Annotated in this window: 19 protein-coding genes; 4 read left to right on the top strand and 15 right to left on the bottom strand. The window is 66.8% G+C overall.

The window, feature by feature from the left end:
- The coding region (locus tag GW587_RS31095; RefSeq protein ID WP_207393655.1) for a hypothetical protein at window positions 1-281 on the top strand (281 nt) is incomplete at its 5' end.
- 39 nt (window positions 282-320) lie between these two features.
- On the opposite strand, the gene GW587_RS26715 is transcribed toward GW587_RS31095, so the two are convergent.
- From GW587_RS26715 to GW587_RS26665, 11 genes are all read right to left on the bottom strand, one after another.
- Complete coding sequence (locus tag GW587_RS26715; protein WP_166107937.1) at window positions 321-2,726, bottom strand: bifunctional salicylyl-CoA 5-hydroxylase/oxidoreductase; 2,406 nt, start codon at window positions 2,724-2,726, stop codon at window positions 321-323.
- A 7-nt stretch (window positions 2,727-2,733) separates the two neighbouring features.
- On the bottom strand, window positions 2,734-4,356 hold the full coding sequence (locus GW587_RS26710; protein ID WP_166107936.1) for an AMP-binding protein: 1,623 nt from the start codon (window positions 4,354-4,356) through the stop codon (window positions 2,734-2,736).
- A 90-nt stretch (window positions 4,357-4,446) separates the two neighbouring features.
- Entirely contained in the window at window positions 4,447-5,163 is a 717-nt protein-coding gene (locus tag GW587_RS26705) for a response regulator (RefSeq protein ID WP_166107935.1), read from the bottom strand.
- Window positions 5,164-5,296: 133 nt separating this feature from the next.
- A complete protein-coding gene (locus GW587_RS26700) occupies window positions 5,297-10,066 on the bottom strand; it encodes a two-component regulator propeller domain-containing protein (RefSeq protein WP_166107934.1) in 4,770 nt (1,589 codons plus the stop codon).
- A gap of 81 nt (window positions 10,067-10,147) precedes the next feature.
- Window positions 10,148-11,323, bottom strand: coding sequence for a patatin-like phospholipase family protein (locus tag GW587_RS26695; protein WP_166107933.1), 1,176 nt, complete (start codon window positions 11,321-11,323; stop codon window positions 10,148-10,150).
- A 64-nt stretch (window positions 11,324-11,387) separates the two neighbouring features.
- The gene (locus GW587_RS26690) at window positions 11,388-12,395 is read right to left on the bottom strand and encodes an acyltransferase family protein (protein ID WP_166107932.1); all 1,008 of its coding nucleotides are present in this window, start codon (window positions 12,393-12,395) and stop codon (window positions 11,388-11,390) included.
- Window positions 12,396-12,436: 41 nt separating this feature from the next.
- On the bottom strand, window positions 12,437-13,456 hold the full coding sequence (locus GW587_RS26685; protein WP_166107931.1) for an acyltransferase family protein: 1,020 nt from the start codon (window positions 13,454-13,456) through the stop codon (window positions 12,437-12,439).
- Window positions 13,457-13,567: 111 nt separating this feature from the next.
- Entirely contained in the window at window positions 13,568-15,358 is a 1,791-nt protein-coding gene (gene ggt / locus GW587_RS26680) for a gamma-glutamyltransferase (RefSeq protein ID WP_166107930.1), read from the bottom strand.
- Between the two features lie 94 nt (window positions 15,359-15,452).
- Window positions 15,453-16,211, bottom strand: a complete 759-nt coding sequence (locus GW587_RS26675) for an SDR family NAD(P)-dependent oxidoreductase (RefSeq protein WP_166107929.1) — start codon at window positions 16,209-16,211, stop codon at window positions 15,453-15,455.
- A 79-nt stretch (window positions 16,212-16,290) separates the two neighbouring features.
- Window positions 16,291-16,932 (bottom strand): NrsF family protein, encoded by a 642-nt coding sequence (locus tag GW587_RS26670; protein WP_166107928.1) that lies wholly within the window; start codon window positions 16,930-16,932, stop codon window positions 16,291-16,293.
- The gene (locus GW587_RS26665) at window positions 16,929-17,513 is read right to left on the bottom strand and encodes a sigma-70 family RNA polymerase sigma factor (protein WP_166107927.1); all 585 of its coding nucleotides are present in this window, start codon (window positions 17,511-17,513) and stop codon (window positions 16,929-16,931) included. Before GW587_RS26665 ends, GW587_RS26670 begins: the two co-directional genes overlap by 4 nt.
- Window positions 17,514-17,620: 107 nt before the next feature.
- On the opposite strand from GW587_RS26665, the gene GW587_RS26660 reads away from it, so the two are divergent.
- The 3 genes from GW587_RS26660 to GW587_RS26650 all read left to right on the top strand — a co-directional run bounded on the left by GW587_RS26660 (window position 17,621) and on the right by GW587_RS26650 (window position 19,341).
- Window positions 17,621-18,217 carry a cytochrome b/b6 domain-containing protein gene (locus GW587_RS26660; RefSeq protein WP_166107926.1) on the top strand — a complete coding sequence of 199 codons (597 nt, stop codon included), beginning with the start codon at window positions 17,621-17,623 and terminating at the stop codon, window positions 18,215-18,217.
- A 69-nt stretch (window positions 18,218-18,286) separates the two neighbouring features.
- On the top strand, window positions 18,287-19,018 hold the full coding sequence (locus GW587_RS26655) for a molybdopterin-dependent oxidoreductase (protein ID WP_371875656.1): 732 nt from the start codon (window positions 18,287-18,289) through the stop codon (window positions 19,016-19,018).
- Between the two features lie 62 nt (window positions 19,019-19,080).
- Window positions 19,081-19,341 (top strand): pentapeptide MXKDX repeat protein, encoded by a 261-nt coding sequence (locus GW587_RS26650; RefSeq protein WP_166107924.1) that lies wholly within the window; start codon window positions 19,081-19,083, stop codon window positions 19,339-19,341.
- A gap of 96 nt (window positions 19,342-19,437) precedes the next feature.
- Here GW587_RS26650 and GW587_RS26645 read toward each other — a convergent pair whose 3' ends face one another.
- From GW587_RS26645 to kdsB, 4 genes are all read right to left on the bottom strand, one after another.
- The gene (locus GW587_RS26645) at window positions 19,438-19,890 is read right to left on the bottom strand and encodes a hypothetical protein (RefSeq protein WP_207393654.1); all 453 of its coding nucleotides are present in this window, start codon (window positions 19,888-19,890) and stop codon (window positions 19,438-19,440) included.
- Between the two features lie 67 nt (window positions 19,891-19,957).
- Window positions 19,958-22,114, bottom strand: a complete 2,157-nt coding sequence (locus tag GW587_RS26640) for a sodium-translocating pyrophosphatase (RefSeq protein ID WP_166107923.1) — start codon at window positions 22,112-22,114, stop codon at window positions 19,958-19,960.
- Window positions 22,115-22,272: 158 nt separating this feature from the next.
- On the bottom strand, window positions 22,273-22,929 hold the full coding sequence (adk, locus tag GW587_RS26635) for an adenylate kinase (RefSeq protein ID WP_166107922.1): 657 nt from the start codon (window positions 22,927-22,929) through the stop codon (window positions 22,273-22,275).
- Window positions 22,930-23,115: 186 nt separating this feature from the next.
- Window positions 23,116-23,862 (bottom strand): 3-deoxy-manno-octulosonate cytidylyltransferase, encoded by a 747-nt coding sequence (kdsB, locus tag GW587_RS26630; protein WP_166107921.1) that lies wholly within the window; start codon window positions 23,860-23,862, stop codon window positions 23,116-23,118.
- Window positions 23,863-23,864: the final 2 nt, after the last annotated feature.

Here is a 23,864-nt window from a genome sequence, read left to right as displayed (position 1 = left end):
GGATCGCCGGCCGGCGCCTGCACGCTGGCCTGGGCCGGATTGATCAACTCGCGGCGGCGGCGGGCGATGCGATGGCAACGGGCGACGCGGCGGCGGCGGGCGACGCGGCGGCGGCGGGCGAGGCGGCGGCGGCGGCGGCGGCGGGCGCCACGGTGGCAGTTGGTGACGCGGCGGCGGCGGGTGACGCGATGGCTGCTGGTGGCGCGGCGGCGGCGGACGCCCCGATGGCAACGGGCGATGCGGCGGCGGCGGGTGCGGGGGCGGAGCCGGGGGCGAGGTAGGCGTCGCGCGGGGCGGCGGGCTTGGGGGCGTCGCTCATCTCAGCCTTCCAGCAGCTTGGCTGCTACTTGTTGCGGCGTCAGGCCGTTGCTGGCGGCGGCGAGTTGGCGTTCGCGTTCGAGGTTGCGCTCCAGTTGCTGCTTGCCCGGCAGGTACTGCTTCGGCCAGGCCACCGCCGTGTAGCCGATGCGTGCGGCTTCGACGAGCGTCCACGCTGGATTTGCCAGGTGTGGCCGCCCCACGGCGCACAGATCGGCGCGGCCGGCGGCGATGATGCCGTTGGCGTGGTCGGCTTCGAAGATCGAGCCGACCGCGATGGTGCCGATGCCGGCTTCGTTGCGCACCCGGTCCGCGAACGGGGTCTGGAACATGCGGCCGTATATCGGTTTTTCCTGCTTGCTGACCTGGCCCGACGAGCAGTCGATCATGTCGGCGCCGGCCGCTTTGAACAATCGCGCGATCCGCACCGCGTCGTCCGGCGTGATGCCGCCTTCGACCCAGTCGTGCGCGGAAATGCGTACGCTCATCGGCTTGTGTGCCGGCCAGGCGGCGCGCATGGCGGCGAACACGCGCAGCGGATAGCGGCAGCGGTTTTCCAGGCTGCCGCCGTATTCGTCGTGGCGCTGGTTGGTCAGCGGCGAGATGAAGGACGACAGCAGGTAGCCGTGTGCGCAGTGCAGTTCGAGCCAGTCGAAGCCGGCGGCGTCGGCGGCCAGCGTGGCGCGGACGAAGTCGGATTGAATGCGGTCCATGTCGGCCGCGCTCATCTCGCGGGCGGTTTGCGATATGTTTTCAAGGTATTGCTGCGGCGAGGCGGAGAGCAGCGGCCAGTTGCCGTCGTTGAGCGGCTGGTCGATGCCGTCCCACATGACGCGCGTGGAGCCTTTGGCGCCGGCGTGGCCCAGTTGCAGGGCGATGCCGGCGTCGGTGTGGTTGTGGACAAAGTCGACGATACGCTTCCAGGCTTGCGTGTGCCCGGGCGTGTACATGCCGGGACAGGCCGGCGTGATGCGGGCGTCGGCGGAGACGCAGGTCATCTCGGCGAAGACCATGGCGGCGCCGCCCATGGCGCGGGCGCCCAGGTGGGCCAGATGGTAGTCGCCCACCGTGCCGTCGACCGCGCTGTATTGGGCCATCGGCGAAACCAAAATGCGGTTTTTCAGCGTGAGGCCACGGACTTTGAATGGTGTGAACATCGGCGGCACCGGCGCGCCGGATCCGGCGGCGGCCTGGCCGGATGGCGGCTGGGCGGGCGCGGCCAGGCCGGCCTGTTCGAAGGCGCGGGTGGCGAACCATGTTTCGTAGTCGGCGACGTAAGCGGCGTCGCGCAGGCGCAGGTTTTCGTGCGACAGGCGCTGGCTGCGCGTCAGCATCGAGTAGGCGAACTGCGGCGCTTCCATCGCCGTGTAGCGGTCGACGTTCTCGAACCATTCCATCGAATTGCGCGCCGCGCTTTGCAGCTTCACCACCTCCACCGCGCGCAGCGATTCGTAGCTGGCCAGCGCTGCTTCGGCGCCGGCGTTCGCGCCGAAGCAGCGCGCCAGTTCGATCGCGTCCTCCAGCGCCAGCTTGGTGCCGGAGCCGATCGAATAATGCGCGCTGTGCGCGGCGTCGCCCATCAACACCACCGGTACGGCGCCGTTCCAATGCACCCACTTGCCGCAGACGATGCGCGGGAACTTGATCCACATGCCGGAGCCGCGCAGGTGCGCCGAATTCGACATCAGCGCATGCCCGTCCAACTGGTCCGCGAACAGACGTTCGCAATATGCGATCGCCTGCTCCGGCTCCATCTCCTCCAGGCCCGCCGCGCGCCACACCGACTCCGGCGTCTCGACGATGAAGGTCGAGGTGTCGGCGTCGTACTGGTAGATGTGCGCCTGGAACCAGCCGTGCTCCGTCTGTTTGAAGGCGAAGGTGAAGGCGTCGAACTTCTTGCGCGTGCCCAGCCACACGAAGCGGCATTGGCGCGCTTCGATCTGCGGCTGGTAGCTATCCGCATAGCGGCTGCGGGTGCGGCTGTTCAAGCCGTCCGAGGCGATCACCAGATCGGCGTTGTAGCGCGCGGCGAGCTCCTGGTCGTCCAGCACCTCGGTTTCGAACACCAGCGATACGCCCAGCTCTTCGCAGCGCGCCTGCAGGATGTTCAGCAGCCGCTTGCGGCCGATGCCGCAGAAGCCGTGGCCGCCGGACGTGATCTTCTCCCCTTTGAAGAAGACGTCGATATCGTCCCAGTGGTTGAACGATTCCAGGATCGCGCGTGCGCTCGGCTCGTCGGCGTTCATCAGGTTGCCCAGCGTCTGGTCGGAAAACACCACGCCCCAGCCGAAGGTGTCGTAGGGGCGATTGCGCTCCACCACCGTGATCCGGTGGGACGGGTTTTGCTTCTTCATCAGCAGGCTGAAATACAGGCCCGCCGGGCCGCCGCCTATGCATACGATATTCATTCGATTTTCATTCATGACGCAGTTTAAAACGTTGCAGCTTGCCGGTTTCGGTGCGCGGCAGCGCGCTCGGGAACTTGACCGAGCGCGGATATTTGTAGGGCGCGATCTGCCCTTTGACGAATTCCTGCAATTCCGATGCCAGGCCGGGCGACGCTTCGAATTCAGGCTTCAGCACCACATGCGCCTCCACGATCTGACCGCGCTCTTCGTCCGGCTTGCCGATCACGCCGCACTCCGCCACCGCCGGATGGCGCAGCAGCGCGTCTTCCACTTCCGGCCCGGCGATGTTGTAGCCGGCCGAGATGATCATGTCGTCGGTGCGCGAGCGGTAGTAAAAATAACCGTCGGCGTCCATCTCGTAGGCGTCGCCGGTCAGGTTCCAGCCGTTCAGCACATAATCGCGCTGGCGATCATCGGCCAGGTAGCGGCAGCCGGTCGGCCCCTTCACCGCCAGCCGCCCGATCACGCCCGGCCCCACCGGCCGCCCTTCCTGGTCGAGGATGCAGGCCTGGTAGCCCGGCACCGGTTTGCCGGTCGCGCCGGGCCGCACCTGCTCGTCCGCCGCCGAGATGAAGATGTGCAGCAGCTCGGTCGCGCCTATGCCGTCGATCATCGTCAGGCCGGTGGCCTGGCGCCAGCTCTCGCGCGTCGCCAGCGGCAGCGCTTCGCCGGCCGACACGGATTTCTTCAGGCTGGCCAGGTCGAAGCGGTCGGCCAGCGCCGCCATCTGACGATAGAAGGTCGGCGCAGTAAAGCACACTGTGGCGCGGTACGTCTCTATCGCTTTCAGCAGAGTCTCGGGCGACAGCTTTTCCAGCAGCACGGCGGTGGCCCCCACCCGCAACGGAAACAGCAGCAGGCCGCCGAGGCCGAAGGTAAAGGCCAGCGGCGGCGTGCCGATGAAGATGTCGTCGCGCTGCGTGCGCAACACCGAGCGCGGGAAGCAGTCGCAGATCGCCATCACGTCGCGATGGAAATGCATCGTGCCCTTGGGGATGCCGGTGGTGCCGGAGGTGAAACTGATCAGGCAGATGTCGTCCGCCGCCGTGTCGACCGCCGCGTATTGCGCCGGCTGCGCCGCCATCAGCGCCTCCAGCGAGCCGGGACCGCCGTCGGCGCCGAAGTACAGCGTGCGGGCGCGCGCGGCCTCGGGCAGCGCGGCCAGGTCCAGCTCCGCGCGCAAGCCGTCGGCGCACAGCACGGCGTCGACCTGCGCCTTGTCGGCGATCACGCCCAGTTCGCGCGCGCGCAGCAGCGGCATGGTCGGCAGCGCGATGCAGCCGGCCTTGATCACCGCCAGGATGCAGGCCGCCATCATCGGGTTGTTCGCGCCGCGCAGCAGCACGCGGTTGCCCGCTTCCAGTTTCAGTGTGCCGCGCAGGACGTGGGCGATGCGGTCGACTTGCGCCTGCAGCTCGACATAGGTCCAGCTCAGCTGCGCTCCCAGGATGGCGACACGCCCGCCGGCGCCGGCGGCGAGCGCTCCGCCCAGCAGCTCGGCCACGCAGTTGAGGCGCGGCGGGTACTGGAGCTCGGGCAGGTCGAAGCGCAATTCGGGCCACAGATCCACCGGCGGCAGGTGCGCCCGTGCGAAATGGTCGGTATAAGCACTGCCGGTCGGTCTGGTCATAGTCGCCCTGAAGTTGAAGGTCGGTCGTATCCACTGCTCACACAGCAGATACTTTAAACCTAAACTATCTCAACATCAAGCGCTAACGAATCACGCCGCCGCGCTGTCGCGCACCAGCGCCGCCTGATGGGCCACGGCGCGGGTCACATCGGCCAGCACCGCCTGCACCCCGTCGTTGGACAGACGTCCGGGGCCGAAGCTCTTCAGCGCGGCGGCGGCGCCCTGCAGGCCGAGGGTGATGCAGCCGGCGTGCAGGCGGTCGATGCGCAGCTGCGCCTCCTGCTGCTCGCCCCTGCCCAGCATCAGTTCCAGGTCGCCGGCGGCGGCGGCCAGCTGGTTCTGGAAGCCGCTCAGGTACACCAGCAGCCGTTCGGCGTTGATGCCCAGCCGGCGCAGCGTGAGCGCGGGCTCCTCGGCCAGGTGCTCATGGCTGTCTGCGGCCTGGTCGAGGAAATTGGCCAGGTGGATCCGCACCTGCTCCGCCTGGAACGGTTTGACGATGTAGCCGGCCACGCCGGAGTTGGTGGCCTCGGTCACGGTATCCTTGTCGGTGGCCGAAGTGACCAGCACGAAGGGCATGCCGCTGAATTCCGGGGAAGCCTTCATCCGCTGCAGCAGCTCCATGCCCGACAGGCGCGGCATGCGCAGGTCGCAAAAGCAGATCGCCGGCCGCAAGCCGCCCTCCAGCTGCCGCCACGCATCCGCACCGTCTTCCGCTTCCACGATGTCGAACTTGCCGCAGCTGTCGATCAAATGCATCAACACCATGCGCGAGACGACGTCGTCGTCCACCACCAGTACTTTCATGTGACTCCCTGTGCCATTGACAACTACCTTAGCGACTATTCAGCGCGACTTCAGTACGGCACGTTTGCATCGATCTTACATTATAAACACGACAGCAGCGTCCAGGACAACAGATTGCGAATCGGATCGCACCTCAGGCGGAGCTGAGCGCGGCCACTTGCGCCAGCAAACGGCGCAGCAGCGGCATGGCGGCGGTCAATTGCGTCCAGTTGGCGTGGTCGGCCTCCAGTTCCAGATCGCCGCACAGCGCCTGCAGCTCCTGCTGCTCCAGGTAGCCGGCGCTGCCCTTCATGCCGTGCAGCAGACGGCTGGCGACCTCGCCGTCCCGCTGCGCCAGCGCGTGTTCCAGATCCGCGAGCCGCAGCGGCGCGTCCTGGTTGAAGGCGGCGCGCAAGCGGGCTTTCAGATCGCCAGCCCCGCCGCTGTGCTGCGCCAGGCGGGCCGGCTCCAACCCGGCCGGGGCCACGCCGAACAGCGCGTCCAGCTCCGGCGTGCCGTGCGCCGGATTGGTGCGCGGCTCCATGCGCGGCAGGCGGAAGCCGCGCTGCAGCTGGCGTTCGATGGCGCGGCTCAGCTGGAAGTGCAGCTTGTCCTCGTCGATCGGCTTGGTGAGGAAATCGTCCATGCCGGAGGCCAGATAGCGGCTGCGGTCCTCCTCGCTGGCGTTGGCGGTCAGCGCGATGATCATCAGCTCCTGGTCGCGCACCGGCGCCGCCTCGGTGCCGCCGGAGCGGATCATGCGGGTGGCGCTGGCGCCGTCCATCTCCGGCATGCGGCCGTCCATCAGGATCAAGTCGTAGCGGGTCAGCGAGCAGGCCTTGACCGCCAGCGCGCCGTTGGCGGCGATGTCGACCTTGTGCCCCAGGTCCTCCAGCATCATGCGGATGATGATCTGGTTGGTCGGGAAGTCCTCGGCGCACAACACCTTCAGCTGGTGGCTGTGCGGCTCGCGCGGCACGTGCGGCACCAGCGGCGGCGCCACGCCGTTCGCCAGCGGCACCTCGAAGATGAAGGTGCTGCCCTGCCCGGGGGTGCTGACGGCGCTGATGTCGCCGCCCATCAGCTCCACCAGCTGGCGGCAGATCGCCAGTCCCAGGCCGGTGCCGCCGTAGCGGCGGGTGGTCGAGGCGTCGGCCTGTTCGAACTGCTGGAACAGGCGCGGGATCGCGTCGGCTTCGATGCCGATGCCGGTGTCGGCGACGGTGAAGCGGATGCGGTTTAGCGCGCCGTCGTGCGGCACGCGCTCGACGCGCATGCGCACCTCGCCCAGCTGGGTGAACTTGAAGGCGTTGCCGACCAGGTTGACCAGCACCTGCCGCAGGCGGGTCGGGTCGCCGACTACGAATTGCGGCAATTCCTCGCCGAATTCCAGCCTGAAGCCGACGCTGTGGGCGGCGGCCTGCTCCTCGAACAGGCTGACCACGTTTTCCACCGCCGCCGACAACGAGAAGTCGATGTTCTCGATCGACAGCTTGCCGGCTTCGATCTTGGAGAAGTCCAGCAGGTCGTTGATGATCGACAGCAGCGACTGGGCGTTGGCTTGGCCGCGCAGGATCTGCTCGCGAGTGGTCTCGGCCAGCCGCGCGTCGCGCAGCGCGAAGCCCAGCATGCCGATCACGCCGGCCAGCGGGGTGCGCATCTCGTGGCTCATATTGGCCAGGAACTCGGATTTCTGCCGGGTCGCGTCCTCCGCCTTGCGCTTGGCCAGACGCAGGCGTTCCTCGTTGTCGCGCAGGGCGCGGTTGGCGCGCGCGTTTTCCAGTCCGGCGGCGGCGTGCGAGGCCAGCGTCTGCAGCATGTCCATGTGCACCTGCTGGTAGCAGTCGCGCTCCTTGCTTTGCACGCACAGCAGGCCGACCACCTTGTCGCCGACCACCAGCGGCGCGTACATCATCGAATGCACGATGCCGGAGGTGGCGCTGTCTTCACGGATGTAGGGCGCCGCCTGGTCCGGCACGCCGTCGTCCAGGTGGTAGTGGCGGTACTCGGATTCGAAGTCGTTGATGAGAATGGGCTTGCGCCGCGTCAGGCACCATACGGCCAGCTGGTTGGGCTGGTCCAGCCGGCGCTGGTAGGGGAAGGCGCGCACCCCGCCCTCGATCGCGAACGGGAAGTCGATCACGCCCTCCTCCTCGCGCAGGAAGCCGATGCCGAAGATCTGCGCGTCCATCAGGTGGTGCACGTGGCGGTACAGCGCGCGCATGGTGGTTTCCATGTCCAGCGTGGCGCTCATCTCGCGACTCAGTTCGCTCAGCACCGAGATGTTGCGGTGCGCCTGTTCCACCTGCGCCGTCTGCCGCTCGGCATCGATGCGGCGCTGCTCGGCCTCGGCGCGCTGCGCCTCCGCCTCCAGCCGGCGCTGTTCCAGTTCCTGCTTCTGCTGTTGCAGCTGCTGGTTCTTGTGTTCGACTTCCGCCGTGCGCGAGCCGACCAGCTGTTCCAGCCGCTGCTGCTGGCGGCGCAGGCGGCGCACCCGCACGTGATAGGCGGCGTAGCCGCAGCCCAGCGCCAGCAGCGCCATCAGGCTGCGGAACCACCAGGTCTTCCAGAACGGCGGCCGGATGGTGATCTCCAGCGTGGCCGGGTTGTCGTTCCAGATGCCGTCCTTGTTGGCGGCCTTGACGCGGAACACGTAGGTGCCCGCGTCCAGATTGGTGTAGGTGGCGAAGCGCTTGCTGGAATCGGTCACCACCCAGTCCTGGTCGAAGCCCTGCAACTGGTAGGCGAAGCGGTTGCGCTGCGGCGCGGCGTAGTGCAGCGCCGCGAACTCCAGCGAGAACATCGAGTCGGCCTCCAGCAGCGTCAGCGCGGCGGTGTGTTCGATCGCGGTCTTCAGCACCTGCGGGTGGTCGCCCTGCCCCGGCTGCAGCGACTTGTTGAAGATCTGGAAATCGGTGATGGCCACGGCCGGCGCCACGCTGTTCTCGCGCACCTCCGGCGGCGAGAACGCGGTGATGCCGTTGAAACCGCCGAAGTACAGCGTGCCGTCCGGCGTGCGCAGCGCGGCGCCGTCGAAGTAGGCGCCTTCGATGGTGCCGTCGGCGCCGCCGTAGTTGCGCACCGCTCCCGTCTCGACGTTCAGGCGCGACAGGCCGCTGTTGGTGCTCAGCCACAGGTTGCCCGCGTCGTCGGGCAGGATGGCGGCGATGGCGTCGTCGGCGATGCCGTCCTTGCGCAGGTAGCGGCGGAAGCGCACGGCGCCGTCGGCCGCGATCTCCATCCTGTTCAGTCCCGCCGCCGTGCCGACCCAGATCGCGCCCTGCGCGTCCTCGTACAGGTAGTGCACCTCGTCGTGACTGAGGCTGGACGGATCGGCCGCGTCGCGGCGGAAGTGGCGGAACTTGCCGGTCTTGCGGTCCAGCAGATCGAGGCCGTTGAAGGTGCCGATCCACAGCCGGCCCTTGCGGTCTTCAAGTATCGGCCGCACCACGTTGTCGGCCAGGCTGCCGCTGTCGGACGGATCGTGGCGGAAGGTGCGCGTCTCCATCGTCTGCGGGTCGAGCCGGTGCAGGCCGCCGCGCGAGGCGATCCACAGCACCCCGGCGCGGTCGCCGACGATGTTGCGGATGGTGTCGCTGGCCGGATCGCCGCGCACGAAGGACAAGGCGCGGATCGCGCCGGTGGCCAGGTTCAGGTGGTTGATGCCGGCGCGCCCGCCGATCCACAGGTTGCCGCCCTTGTCGCGCCACACGGCGCTGACCTGGTCGTCGCTCAGGCTGTTGGCGCTGAGCGGATCGTGGCGCCATATCCGGCTCTCGCCGCTGAGCGGATCGTACAGATTCAGCCCGCCGCTGCTGCCCAGCCACAGCCTGCCGCGGCCGTCCGGAACGATGGCGCGGATCTTGTTGTCCGACAGCGGATTGGGCGCGTCCGCCTGGCGCACGATGCGCGCGAAGCCGCCGCTGCCCATGTCGACCCGGCTGACGCCGTCGTTCCAGGTGCCGACCCAGAAGGTGCCGACGCGGTCGCGGAACAGCGCCGAGATCTGGTTGTCCGCCACGCTGTGGGCGTCGCTGAACTGATGGCGGTACTGCACCAGCCGGTTCTCCGCCGGCAGCCAGCGGAACAAGCCGTCGGCCAGCGAGCCGACCCACACCTGATTGTCGGCGTCCTGGTACAAGGTGGTGATGCTGACGCCGGGCTTCAGCCCTTCGCGCGCGCCGAGTCGGCGGCGTTGCGGTTCGGCGCCCTGCAGGCGCCACTGCTCCAGTCCGACCATGGTGCCGACCCACAGCGTCTGCGCGCTGTCGACCTGCAGCGCGACCACCGCGTTGGACTTGCCGTCGGCGGCGGCGTCGATGGTGTAGTGCTGGAAGCTGGAAGCGCCCGGCGCCAGCATGTCCAGGCCGGTGGCGGTGCCGACCCACAGCCGGCCGGCGGCGTCGCGCGCCAGCGCGTTGACCTGGTCGTTGGCCAGGCTGCCGGCATCGGCCGGGTCGTTGTGCCAGCTGGTGAAACGCTTGCCGGCCGGGTCGAAGTGATGCAGGCCGTCGGCGCTGGCCACCCACAAGCCGCCGGCGCCGTCGTCGGCGATGGCGCGCACGTGGCGGTTGCCGTTGCCGCGCTGGCTGGATTCGGCCGGCAGGAAATGGGTGAAGCTCCTGGTGCCGGGTTCGTAGCGATCCAGGCCGCCGTCGGTGCCGACCCACAGCTGGCCGGCGCGGTCCAGGTGCAGCACCCGCACCCAGTTGTCGCCCAGGCTGCGCGGGTCGGAGACGGCGCTTTTATAGGTGGTGGTGCGGTAGCCGTCGAAGCGGGTCAGGCCGGCCTGGGTGCCTAGCCAGATGAAACCCTGACGGTCCTGGGCGATGGCCAGCACCGACTCCTGCGCCAGTCCGTGTTCGACGCTGAGCTGCTCGAAACGCAGCGTGCGCGGCGGCGCGCCGGCCCATGCGGCGGCCATGCCGAGCCCCCACAACAGCAGGGCCGGCAGCAGTAGTCGGCGGCAAAGGCGTCTTGAAAACAGCAAGCGAGACCCGTTATGTCAGGATTCGAAGAAGGCCAGCACGTCGTCCTTTCGGGCCTGCGTATCGCGCTGCCCGAGTCGGATCAATTCACAAGTATACGTCGATTCGAATAATAGATAGGAAGCGAGCGCGGCGCCGCGCGTTTCGGTGGCGCCGATGCCCGACAACATGGTGCGGATCGGCGCCGGCAGGCTGCCGATGTGGCGCGTGGCGATGTCGTCCAGGCGCTCGGACGGCGCGATCACCAGCAGCTGGATCGGCTTGAGCGGGGTCTTCTCCAGGTACTCCGGCGGCAGCATCGACAGCGTCTTGTTGACCCGTTCCAGCCGCTCGATGTCGACCGCCAGGCCGTCGAGGAAGATCGACGACATCGCGTGGCCGGCGATCTGCGCCACGCTCGGATAGCGCGCCGCGCTTTTCTCGGCGGCGCTGCGCGGCGGTTCGGTCAGGCGGCCGGCGCCGACCACCAGCACCTTGGAGGCGCCGAGGTGGATCGCCGGCGAGATCGGCGCCAGCTGGCGCATCGAACCGTCGCCGCAGTATTCGCGGTGGCCGCCCATGTACAGCGGCGTGGCCGGGAAGATGAACGGGATCGCCGACGACGCCAACAGGTGCTCGACGCCGATCTGGTCCTGCAGCGCGACGCGCTGCATGCGGACCCACGGCGCGATGTCGGCGGCGGTCTGGTAGAAGGTCAGGTGGTTGCCGCCGCTGTAGGACGAAGCGGTGACGGCCAGCGCGTGCAGCAGGCCTTCGGACAGCACGGCGTCGAGCCGGGGCAGGTCGAGCATGCGGTGCAGCAGGCCGACCAGCGGCGTGTTGTCCAGCAGCGACGCCGGCGGCGCGGCGCGCCATTTGCGCAGCAGCCAGCCGAACGACAGCAGCGACAGCCAGCGCGCGCCGGAGCGGATCACGCCCAGCGAGTCGGCGCGGTAGACCTGTTCGACTTCGATGTTCTGCCAGACGTCGAGCAGCTTTTGCACGCCCTCGCCGAAGTTGTCGGCGCGGCAGGCCAGCGCGGTGGCGTTGATGGCGCCGGCCGAGGTGCCGCAGATGATGTCGAAGGGATTGCGCGCGGGCGGCCAGCCGGCCTCCCACAAGATCTGCGAAATCGCCTGCAGCACGCCGACCTGATAGGCCGCGCGGGCTCCGCCTCCCGTCAGGATTAATCCTGTTTTCTTTTGAATTCCCATTGAAGAAGATTAGCAGGGTCCATGCCGTTTGGGGAGAGATTCTGGTGGACCGGCAATATTCAACTTAAGAAACATTCTTCCCGACGCGGGCGGCGCCGAAGCCGCCGAAAGCTTGCTCGCCGCCGCCGAAGCCGAACCAGTGTTCCTTGCGGGTCAGATAGCTGAGATAAAACGCCAGCAACGGCAACAACAAGCCGCACAGGACGCCGAACACCAGATGGATGCCGACATTGGTGATGTGCAGCTTCAGCAGGAAAATACGGGCGCCGGCCGTGCCCATGATATGCATCAGATAGATCGGCATCGACGCCTGCCCCAGCAGCTCGACCATGCGCAGCATGCCGCCCTCCGGCAGCAGACGCGCCAGTTGCAGCACCAGCAAACTGCCGAGGAAGGCCGCGCTCAGCGCCGACGGCGCGCGGTAAGTGCCGACCCGGCTGGCGACGAAAATGGCGATCGTCAGTCCGATGGCGGTCATCAGCAAGCCGCGCGGATTGGCCATGCGCTCCACGATCTCTTTCAGATACGGTCCGAGGAACACGCCGGCGGTGTAGAAAATGAAGAAGTTCATCGCCACGCCGATGATGGCGACCGGCCCCGTCATGTACAGGCCGACCGGATAGGCGGCCAGGGCGAAGATGCCCAGCTTGAGCCGATCCGCCGTGGTCACCCACGCGAACACATGGCACAGCATGATCGCGTAGAGAAACCAGAACTGGAACACCGGCATCCACAGGATGGACAACAACTGCTGCAAGGTGAACGAATGATTGGTCGTGCCCTGCATCGACAGTTGTATCGTGCCCTGGATCAGCGACCATAGCAGATAGGGGTAGACGATGCTGGGTATCTTACTTTTCAAAAAATTTGGCCGCGACAATCCCTTGGCCGCGTTCATGCCGGCGAGTATGAAGAACAACGGCATGTGGAAGGTATAGATCGCGAAGTCGGAAAACACCAGGGCGTCCATGCCACGGACCATGCCGCCGTCCATCAGGCCGCGCAGCATGTGCCCGTACACCACCAGTACGATGCCGATGCCACGCGCCGTATCCCATAATCGCTCTCTCATGCCACGCCCGTTCCAAATTAATTAAGCCTACCCAACGGCGCTCAAGAAGAAGATTTTTCCAGCTGCCCACCCTGCTTGAAGCCGAAACGCCCGAACGCCTGCTCGCCGCCGGCGAAACCAAACCAGCGTTCGATGCCGAGGCGGTAGGCGCAGTAAAAGAATATCGTCGGCAGCAGCAGCGCGAACACCACGCCCGCCACCAGGTGCAGCGGAAAGTTGGTGGTGTGGAACACTTTAATCAGGACCATGCGCACGACGGCGCCGCAAAGCATATGCACCAGATAGATCGGCATCGACGCCAATCCCAGCAGCGCGATGATGCGCATCGGCCCGGCATCCGGCAGCAGATAGGCCAGTTGCAGGACCAACAGGATACCAAGCACCGCCGCGCCGAGCGCCGACGGGTCGGTGTAGCCGCCCAACTGGCCGGCGACGTAGATCGCCGCCGCCAGCCCGGCCGCCGTCGCGGCCACGCCCAGCGGCGTGGCGCTGCGCGCGACCACGCCTTTGACGCGGTCGCTGAGCAGTATGCCAGCCGCGTAGAACACCATGAAAATCATGGGGTTGCCCAAGGCGGGAATCTGCGGGCGCAAATAAACGCCGATCGGATAAATCACCGCTGCAAACACCGCCAACCGAACCTTGTTCGGCCCCACCAGATACGCCAACACGACGCAGATGAACAGCGTGTGCAGGAACCAATAGTGAAATACCGGCTGCCACAGAATTTGCGCCAGCGCCGACAACGGCAAGGCGTTGTTGGCCGCCACAGGGGACAGCAACTGCATCACGCCATTGATAACCGACCACAGCAGGTAGGGGTAGACGATGGTCGGGATTTTACTTTTGATGAAGTTGTCTTTACCCAGGCTGCGCGCGGCGTTGATCCCGGCCAGCATGAAAAACAAGGGCATGTGGAAGGTATACAGCGCGAAGTCGGTAAACGCCAACGGATTGTTTTCGCCCGCCACATGTGCCGCAGTCAAACTGCGCATAATGTGCCCGAACACCACCAGAATAATACCGATCCCGCGGGCCTTGTCCCACAATCCTTCTCTCATCGCCTGCTCCCGCCAAATATCCAAACGCTATCCGGTCGAACCTTAGCAGGAAGATAAAATTATTACAACGATTTTTTTTGCAGTGCAGCGTAAATCCGTTCGGTCTGGGTGTCAGTCGCCCAACACCACGCCTTCGCGGCGCGGATCGGCGCCGCCGAACCACTGCGGCTTGCCGTCGACGACGCGGCGCTGGATGCCCTGCAGGCCGGAGTTCTGCTCGTACTCGCGGATGTCGTGGCCGCGCGCCTTCAGCTGGTCGACCACGGCGCGGCTGACGCGGCCCGCTTCCAGCTCGGTCGGGCCGTTGCGGCTGCCCAGGTTCGGCAGGCTGATGGCCTGCTGCACGTCGAGCTGCCAGTCCAGCGTACCGACCAGCACCTTGGCCACGTAGTTGATGATGGCCGAGCCGCCCGGCGAGCCGGTGGCCAGCACCAGCCGCTGCGTGCCCTTGTCGAACACCAGCGTCGGCGACATCGCGCTGCGCGGGCGCTTGCCGGCCTGGACCCGGTTGGCGATCGGGCCGTCGGCGTCGCGCGAGTCGAAGGAGAAGTCGGTCAGCTGGTTGTTGAGCATGAAGCCGTCGACCATCTGGCGCGCGCCGAAGGCGTCTTCCACCGAGGTGGTCATCGACAGGCCGCCGCCGAAGGCGTCCACCGCCACCAGGTGGGAGGTGGATGGCTTGTCGATCGCGGTGTCGGCGCCCCAGGCGACTTGCATGCTGTCCGGCGTGCCGTAGCGCGCGGTGCCCATCGACTGGTCGCCGATCAGTGCGGCGCGCCGTTTCAGGTAGCCCTTGTCCAGCATCGCGGCCACGCCCTTGCCGGGCAGCGGCACGAAGTCGGTGTCGGCGACGTAGCGGTTGCGGTCGGCGTAGGCCAGGCGGCCCGCTTCGCTGAACAGGTGGATGCCCTCGGCGGTCAGCTGGCCGTTGACCGGCTTGTACGGATCGATGTCCTTGACCTCCAGGATGCCCAGCATCTGCGCGATGGCGATGCCGCCCGACGACGGCGGCGGCGCGCCGCACACGGTCCAGGCCTTGTAGTCGCTGCAGATCGGCGCGCGTTCCTTGGCCTGGTAGCCGGCGATGTCGGCGGCGGTCAGCTTGCCGGGATTGGTCGGATGGCCGGCCACCTTGGCGGCGATGTCCCTGGCGATGCGGCCCTTGTAGAAGGCGTCGGCGCCGCCGTCGGCGATTTCATGCAGCGTGCGCGCCAGTTCGGGGTTTTTCAGGATGTAGCCGACCGGGCGCGGTTTGCCGTCGGCGTCGAAGAAGTAGGCCTTGGCGACCGGGTCGCGGGCCAGGTATTTGTCCCACGAGATCAGCGCGTTCAGGCGCGGGCTGACGGCGAAGCCGTTCTCCGCCAGCTTGATCGCGGGGCCGAACAGGGTTTTCCACGGCAGCCGGCCGTGTTGCTGGTGCGCCAGCTCCAGCATGCGCAGCACGCCGGGCGCGCCGACCGAGCGGCCGCCGATCACGCCGACTTCGCGCGACACCGGCTTGCCGTCGGTGTCCTGGAACAGGTGTTCGTCGGCCGACGCGGGCGCGGTTTCGCGGCCGTCGTAGGATTGCACGCGCTTGCCGTCGGCGTACATCAGGAAGGAGCCGCCGCCGATGCCGGACGATTGCGGCTCGACCAGCGTCAGCACCAGCTGGGTGGCGACGGCGGCGTCGATCGCGGCGCCGCCCTGCCTCAGCATCTCGTAGCCGGCCTGCGTGGCCAGCGGATTGGCGGCGGCGACCATGAATTTTTGCGCCGACTTGCCGGCTTTTTCCTTGTAGCCGGTGGCGATTTCCGGCGCGGCGTCCGGCGTGGTGCGTTGCGCGTAGGCCGGCGCGTGCGCGGCCCCGATGAGTGCGATGGCCGATGCGGCACCAAGCGCCAGGGTCTTCAAACGAATCATGGACTCTCCAAAAGTAAGGGCGCGCCGCCTGCGCCGCGCGCCCGATCACTTTTGCATCCTACACGAAATCGTCTAAACGGTTTACCTGCGGCATTTACTTAGGCTGCATGCGGATGGCGCCGTCGAGGCGGATGGTTTCGCCGTTCAGCATGCTGTTTTCGATGATGGCGCGGGCCAGTTGCGCGTACTCGTCCGGCTTGCCGAGGCGCGGCGGGAACGGCACCATGGCGCCGAGCGCGTCGCGCACCTCGGCCGGCATGCCCATCAACATCGGCGTCTCGAAAATGCCGGGGGCGATGGTCATGACGCGGATGGCGTTGCGCGACAGGTCGCGCGCCATCGGCAAGGTCAGGCCGACCACGGCGGCCTTGGAGGCGGCGTAGGCGGCCTGGCCGATCTGGCCGTCGTAGGCCGCGACCGAGGCGGTGTTGATGATGACGCCGCGTTCGCCGCTGGCGGTGGCCTGGGTTTTGCCGATGGCGTCGGCGGCCAGGCGGGCCATGTTGAAGGTGCCGATCAGGTTGATGTTGACGGTGCGCTGGAACAGTTCCAGCGGATGCGGGCCGTCCTTGCCGACGGTCTTGGCGGCCGGCGCGACGCCGGCGCAGTTGATGAGGCCGCGCAGCGTGCCGAGCGCGGTGGCGGCGTCCACCACGGCCTGGCCGTCGGCTTCCGAGGTCACGTCGCACTTGACGAACACCGCTTGCAGTTCGGCGGCCAGCGCCTGGCCGGCGTCGACCTGAAGGTCGGCCAGCACCACTTTGCCGCCGGCCGCCGCCAGCATGCGCGCGGTCGCCGCGCCCAGACCGGACGCGCCGCCGGTCACGATGAATACCTGGTCTTGAATTTGCATGTCTGTCCCCGTTCTTTTGTTTGACGTTTACGTAAACGTCACCCAGTGTAAAGGATGTCGTCAGTTCCGGCAACCTGCCCTACCAGGCGAGCATGCGCGGGCCGATGGCGGCGCCGAGGGCGGTGGGGGCCAGCATGCCGAGTAGATACCAGAAGCCGACAAATACCGGGCTGAGCTCCGGACAATGCAGGCAGTACACCACGGCGGCGGCCGCGCCCGCCGCGAAGCCGGCCGCCGCGCCAGCCAGCCGCAGCCGGGTCGGCGCCAGGCCGCGCATCGTGTGCAGCGCGGCGACGAAGATCGGCAGCGACAGCGTGGCGATCAGCAGCGGGCAGTAGCGCCAGGTGCGGCCCCAGAACAGCTCGGCGCGCGCGTCGGGCGCCGCTTGCAGCAGCAGGACCGTCGCCGCGCACCACAGCACCAGCACCGGTCCGCCCAGCCACAGCGGCAGGCCACCGAGGCGCGCGCCGGGCCGGCACAGGCGTTGCACCGCCAGCCAGCCGGCCCAGGCCAGGGCGGCGGAAAACGCCAGCTTGGTCCAGAACGCCGGCAGCAGCACTTCGCCCGCCAGGTTCGGGTGCAGGCCCAGCAGCAGCCACATCAACAGCGCGCTGGCCAGCAGGCCGGCCGACAGCGGCAGCAGCGTGACGCGCGCCGGCCGCGCGGCGAGGCGGACGTCGGGGCCGCTGGATAACATCGTGATCAAGTCGTCTGTCTTCATGTCGCATCTCTCAGGGTAGTCGCCAGTGCTTTCAAGCCGCGGTGCACCGATACCTTGACCGCCGCCTCCGACATGTCCAGCATGCCGGCCGCCTCGCGCACCGACAGGCCGTCCAGCTTGGTGTGGATGATGGCGTCGCGCTGCTTGTCCGGCAGCGTGGCCAGCAGCTTGGCCAGGTCGCGCCGCGCTTCGCCCGCTTCCGCGTCGGCGCTGGAGAACAGCGCGCTCTCGCCGGCCGGCACGTCGTCCAGCGGGTCGTGCAGGCTGTCGCGCCGGGCGTGGCGGCGCAGCCAGTCGATCAGCTTGTACCGGGCGATGGCGTAGATCCACGCCGTCAGCGGCACGCCGGTGTCGTAGCTCAGCCGCTGGTTGTGGATCGCCAGCAGCGATTCCTGCACCAGGTCCTCCACCTCGTCCGGCCAGCGATGCAGGCGGCGCCGCAGAAAGGCGCGCAAATGCGTCGCCGTCGCCTGCAGGAAGCGGCGATAAGCCAGGGCGTCGCCCTCCACGCCCTGCAGGAACAATGCGTGCAGGCGCAATTCGGTGTTGCGTAAAAGATCCACCTCGGGTATTCGCTGCATCGGCTTCATAAGTTACAGCAGTAAAAAAATAAATTATTTTGCAGTCCCGCTGTAACCAATCCATGGCGCGCCGCGAACTCACTGTCACGCTCATCGAAAGGCAGGCAATGAACTCCATCCGCATCATCACACATCCGCTCTGGCTGCGCCTCACGCATTGGCTGAACGCCATCGCCGTGGTGCTGCTGGTGATGAGCGGGTGGCGCATCTACAACGCTACCCGCTTTCTCGACTTCGCCATCCCGCGCGACATCACGCTGGGCGGTTGGCTCGGCGGCGCGCTGCAGTGGCATTTCGCGGCGATGTGGCTGCTGGTCGCCAACGGGGTGCTGTACCTGCTGATCAACCTGTTCTCGGGCCGGCTGCGGCGGCGCTTTTTCCCGCTGTCGCCGCGCCAGGTGTTGCGGGACCTGGCCGCCGCGTTGAAAGGCAAGCTGGCCCACGACGATTTGAGCCACTACAACGGCGTGCAGCGGCTGGCCTATCTGTTCGTCATGCTCGACAGCGTGCTGCTGGTGCTGTCCGGGCTGGTGCTGTGGAAGTCGGTGCAGTTCCCGCTGCTGCGCGAGCTGATGGGCGGCTACGAGGCGGCGCGGCGCGTGCATTTCTTCGCCATGGCCGGCTTGTGCGCCTTCATCGTGGTTCACGTGGTGATGGTGGCGCTGGTGCCGCGCACGCTGCTGGCCATGCTGCGCGGCCGTTAGTCACAAGGATAAATCGAGATGAAACTATTCAAACCACGCGATATCGTCATTCCCGCCGAGGGCGCCGCCATGCTGGCGGATGCGATCGGCCGCATCGCCCAGCCGTCGCGCCGGGCCTTTTTGCAGCGCAGCCTGACGCTGGGCGGCCTGACGCTGCTGACCGGCTGCGCCACCGACGACCAGGACAGCATCGAGCAGGCGCTGAGCGGCATCTCGCGCTTCAACGATCGGGTCCAGGCGGCGCTGTTCGATCCGACGCGCCTGGCGCCGACCTATGACGAGGCGATGATCACCCGGCCCTTCCCGTTCAACGCCTACTACGGCGAAGAGGACATCCGCGAAGTCGACGGCGACGATTGGCGCCTGGAGTTGAGCGGCTTGATGGCCGACCGCAAGCCGTGGACGCTGGCGCAATTGCGCGCCCTGCCGCAGCAGTCGCAGATCACGCGGCATATCTGCGTCGAGGGCTGGAGCGCGATCGGCAAATGGGGCGGCGTGCCGTTCGCGCATTTCCTGCGCCACGTCGGCGCCGACCTGAGCGCGAAATACGTCGGCTTCAAATGCGCCGACGATTATTTCACCAGCATCGACATGGCGACCGCCTTGCATCCGCAGACGCTGATGGCGCTGAGCTACGACGACCAGCCGCTGCCGCCGCGCTATGGCTTTCCGATGAAGCTGCGCATGCCGACCAAGCTGGGTTACAAGAATCCGAAACACATCCAGGCCATTTTCGTGACCAATACCTACCCTGGCGGCTATTGGGAAGACCAGGGGTATAACTGGTTCGGTGGAAGTTGATCCACCGCGCCGTGTCCACCGCAGTACCAACGTTGTTTAACTTCACCCTCAAAGGAACCATCATGAACAAAATCACCACCGCTCTGATCGCCGCATGCCTGTCGATGTCCAGCGCCGTCTACGCCCAGGACGCCATGAAGAAAGACGACATGGCCAAGGATGCCATGGCCAAGGACGGCATGAAAAAGGAGGCCATGAAAAAGCCCGCGCATCAGGACAAAATGGCCAAGGATGAAATGAAGAAAGATGAGATGAAGAAGGACAAGATGGCCAAGGACGAGATGAAGAAGGACGCCATGGCCAAGGATGAAATGAAGAAGTAAGCGGAAGGCGGGGTCAGTTCCGGCATCGTGCCACGGGCTCTGCCGTAGCGTCAGCTACGGCAGAGCCCGTGGCACGATGCCGGAACTGACCCCGCCTTAGCACTGGATCCAGCTGCCGGTGCGGTTGCACAGCTTGCCGCCCGGCGTGATCAGCGTGTTGCCGACCGAACTGTTGTAGCGCGCGCCGCCGGGGCCGAAGCAGCCGGCCACGTCGCAGCCGGTGGCCGGGATCGGCGCGCCGGGCGGTTGCATCAGGGTTTCGATCGGGATCGACGGCGGCATCGCCGGCATGCCGACCTGCGGCGCCCGCGTGACCTTGGGCATCGGCTGGATAATTTGCGTCACCGCGCGACGCGGCATCGGCACCCGCGCCGGCGCGGTGCGGCATGGCTCGACGGCCAGCCGCTTGCCGTCCGCGCTCAAGGTGCAGACCGGTAGCTTGGCGTAATCCTGCGCCGACGCGGCCGGCTTCTGCGCCCAGGCAGACGCGCACCACAGCGCGCCGAGCAGCAGCGCGGCGGTCAATGCGGCTGGTTTGACGATTCTCATGGCGTTCCCTCCCCCTTATTAATAGCACGTCTGGCGCGCAAGGGAAGCACCGCAGGCGCTCGCCGGTCTATTGGGCCGGCGGCGGCGCCGGTTGCGGTGGCGGCGGCGCATCCGCCGGCGCCATCATCGACGCCGGCGGCGCCGGCGCGGTGAGCGCGGCCGCCGGCGCCGTCACCGCCAGCCAGCCGGTGGCCGGCAGCAGCGGCACCAGCAGCAGCGCGACGATGTTGATGATCTTGATCAGCGGGTTGACCGCCGGCCCGGCCGTGTCCTTGTACGGGTCGCCGACGGTGTCGCCGGTGACGGCCGCCTTGTGCGCGTCCGAGCCCTTGCCGCCGAAGTGGCCGTCTTCGATGTATTTCTTGGCGTTGTCCCAGGCGCCGCCGCCGGTGGTCATCGAGATCGCGACGAACAGGCCGGTGACGATGGTGCCCATCAACATGCCGCCCAGCGCGGCCGCGCCCAGCAGCATGCCGACCACGATCGGCACCACCACCGGCAGCAGCGACGGCACGATCATTTCCTTGATCGCGGACGCGGTCAGCATGTCGACCGCCTTGTCGTATTCCGGCTTGCCGCTGCCGTCCATGATGCCCTTGATGTCGCGGAACTGGCGCCGCACTTCGACCACCACCGCGCCCGCCGCGCGCCCCACCGCTTCCATCGCCATCGCGGCGAACAGGTAGGGGATCAGGCCGCCGATGATCAGGCCGACGATCACCATCGGGTTCGACAGATCAAACGTGATGCTGCGCCCGGCCGACTCCAGCGCGTGGGTGTAGTCGGCGAACAGCACCAGCGCGGCCAGCCCGGCCGAGCCGATGGCGTAGCCCTTGGTGACCGCCTTGGTGGTGTTGCCCACCGCGTCCAGCGGGTCGGTGATGGCGCGCACCGAGTCCGGCATGCCGGCCATTTCGGCGATGCCGCCGGCGTTGTCGGTGATCGGGCCGTAGGCGTCCAGCGCCACCACGATGCCGGCCATCGACAGCATGGCGGTGGCGGCGATCGCCACCCCGTACAGCTGGCCCAGCTGGTAGGACACCAGGATCGCGGCGCATACCGCCAGCACCGGCCAGGCGGTCGCCTTCATCGATACGCCCAGGCCGGCGATGATGTTGGTGCCGTGGCCGGTGGTCGACGCTTCGGCGATGTGCTTGACCGGGTGGAAGTCGGTGCCGGTGTAGTATTCAGTGATGTAGACCATCAGCCCGGTCAGCACGATGCCGACCACGGTGCAGCCGATCATCTGGTAGCGCATGGCGTCGTCCGGCCACAGCTGCCAGGTGACGGCGACAAAGCCGAGCAGCGACAGCCCGGCGGCCCACCACAGCCCGGTGTACAGCGCGGACATGATCTTCTTGTCCGGCTTGGCCTTGACCATCGAGCAGCCGATGATGGAGGCGATGATGGACACCGCGCCCAGCAGCAGCGGATACACCACCGCCGTGGTGCCGGCGCCGCCCATCAGCAAGGCGCCCAGCAGCATGGTGGCGATCAAGGTCACGACATAGGTTTCGAACAGGTCGGCGGCCATGCCGGCGCAGTCGCCGACGTTGTCGCCGACGTTGTCGGCGATGACGGCCGGGTTGCGCGGGTCATCCTCGGGGATGCCGGCTTCGACCTTGCCCACCAGGTCGGCGCCGACGTCGGCGCCCTTGGTGAAGATGCCGCCGCCCAGCCGGGCGAAGATCGAGATCAGCGAGGCGCCGAACGCCAGCCCGATCAGCGGTTCGATCAGGTGGTGCAGGTCGGCGCCGCCGCCAGCCTGCGGCATGCCGGCGGTCAGGTACATATAGAACAGTACCACCCCCAGCAGCCCCAGCCCGACCACCAGCATGCCGGTGATGGCGCCGCCCTTGAAGGCGACGTCGAGCGCCTGGTTCATGCCCTTGGTGGCGGCCTGCGCGGTGCGCACGTTGGCGCGCACCGAGACGTTCATGCCGATGAAGCCGCAGGCGCCCGACAGCACGGCGCCGATCAGGAAGCCGAGCGCGGTCTTCAGGTCCAGCAGCACGGCGATGAGAATCAGCAGCACCACGCCGACCAGGCCGATGGTGCGGTACTGGCGCGCCAGGTAGGCGGCGGCGCCTTGTTGAATCGCGAGCGCGATTTCCTGCATGCGCGGATTGCCCGCGTCCTGTCGCAATATCCAGCTGCGCGACCATAATCCATAAACCACGGCGATAACGCCGCAACCGACCGCTAACCATAGACTGGCTGCCATAGTGTCCCCTTTATTGTTATTGATCAAGCCTACAAACCACACTTCAGAAAGCCGCCCCTTGTGGGAACGGCCCGCTAACCTGCGAACTGCAAAACTTCAAAAACGGGATGGCATCCAGCGAAAAAAAAGCGGACCCTCGGTCCGCTCTACTGTAACGCTTATTTCGCCAGCGCGGCAAACGCGCTGTCGCGAATTTGCTCCACGGGGCCGACGCCTTCGATGCGGCGGTACTGCGGCGCGGCCGGGTCGCCCGATTGCGCCCAGGTGTTGTAATAACCCAGCAGTACTTCGGTTTGGTTGTGGTACACGTCCAGACGCTTCTTGACGGTTTCCGCCTTGTCGTCGTCGCGCTGCACCAGGTCTTCGCCGGTGACGTCGTCCTTGCCGTCCACTTTCGGCGGGTTGAACTTGACGTGGTAGACGCGGCCCGAACCCGGATGGCAGCGGCGGCCGTCCATGCGTTCGATGATCGATTCGTCCGGCACGGCGATTTCCAGCACGTAGTCGACGCTGATGCCGCCGTCCTTCATGGCGTCGGCCTGCGCGACGGTGCGCGGGAAGCCGTCGAACAGGTAGCCGTTGGCGCAGTCCGGCTGGGTCAGGCGGTCCTTGACCAAGCCGATCATGATGTCGTCCGACACCAGCCCGCCGGCGTCCATCACTTTTTTGGCGGCGATGCCCAATTCCGTACCCGCCTTGATCGCGGCGCGCAGCATGTCGCCGGTCGAGATTTGCGGGATATTGTATTTTTCTTTGATGAAATTAGCCTGGGTGCCCTTGCCGGCTCCTGGTGCTCCTAAAAGAATAAGACGCATGAAAAATTCCTAAAACAGATATGGGGGTTAGTGTTGGATAGTGTTGGATCGTACGAAACTTACCACAAAACGCACTCCGAACGCCAATTTGTGACATGCCGGAGAGATATACCGTATGAATATCGCACTTATGTATTCGTTATATCAGTTGTAACTGACTTGTGGCTGACGTGTCATTGATGCACATCAATAGTGCAGCCGGACGCGGGCCAGGTCTTCCGGCGTGTCGACGCCGGCGGCCGGGGCCGAGTCGGTGACGTGGACGGCGATCGGGAAACCATGCCACAGCACCCGCAACTGCTCCAGCGCTTCGATGGATTCGAGCGGCGAGACTTCCAGCGCCGGGTAGGCTTGCAGGAAGTCGTTGCGGTAGGCGTACAGTCCGATGTGACGGAGCGGTACGTAGGCGGCCGGCAGCGCCGCTTTGGATTGCGCGAACGCGTCGCGGTGCCAGGGGATGGTGGCGCGCGAGAAGTACAGCGCCCTGCCCGCCTTGTCCAGCACCACCTTGACCACGTTGGGGTTGAAGGCGTCGGCGGCGTCGTGCAGCGGGTGGGCGCAGGTCGACATCGGCACGTCGGCGTTGATGCGCTCGGCGGCCGCGCGCAGCAGCGCCGGGTCGATCAGCGGTTCGTCGCCCTGCAGGTTGACCACCACGGCGTCGGCCGGCAGGTTCAGCGCGCGCGCCACTTCGGCGATGCGGTCGGTGCCGGACGGGTGGTCGGCGCGGGTCATGCTGACCTCGACGCCGTGCGCGGCGCAGGCGGCGCGGATGTCCTCGTGGTCGGTGGCGACGATGACGCGGGCGGCGCCGGCTTCGGCGGCGCGCTCGGCCACCCGCACCACCATCGGCTTGCCGCCGAGGTCGGCCAGGGGCTTGTTCGGCAGCCGGGTCGAGGCCAGGCGGGCCGGGATGATGACGATGAAGGTCACGG

The sequence above is a fragment of the Duganella aceris genome (assembly GCF_011090165.1).
In the GTDB taxonomy this organism is placed as follows: domain Bacteria; phylum Pseudomonadota; class Gammaproteobacteria; order Burkholderiales; family Burkholderiaceae_D; genus Rugamonas; species Rugamonas aceris.
This window is presented reverse-complemented; position numbering and strand designations above follow the sequence as displayed.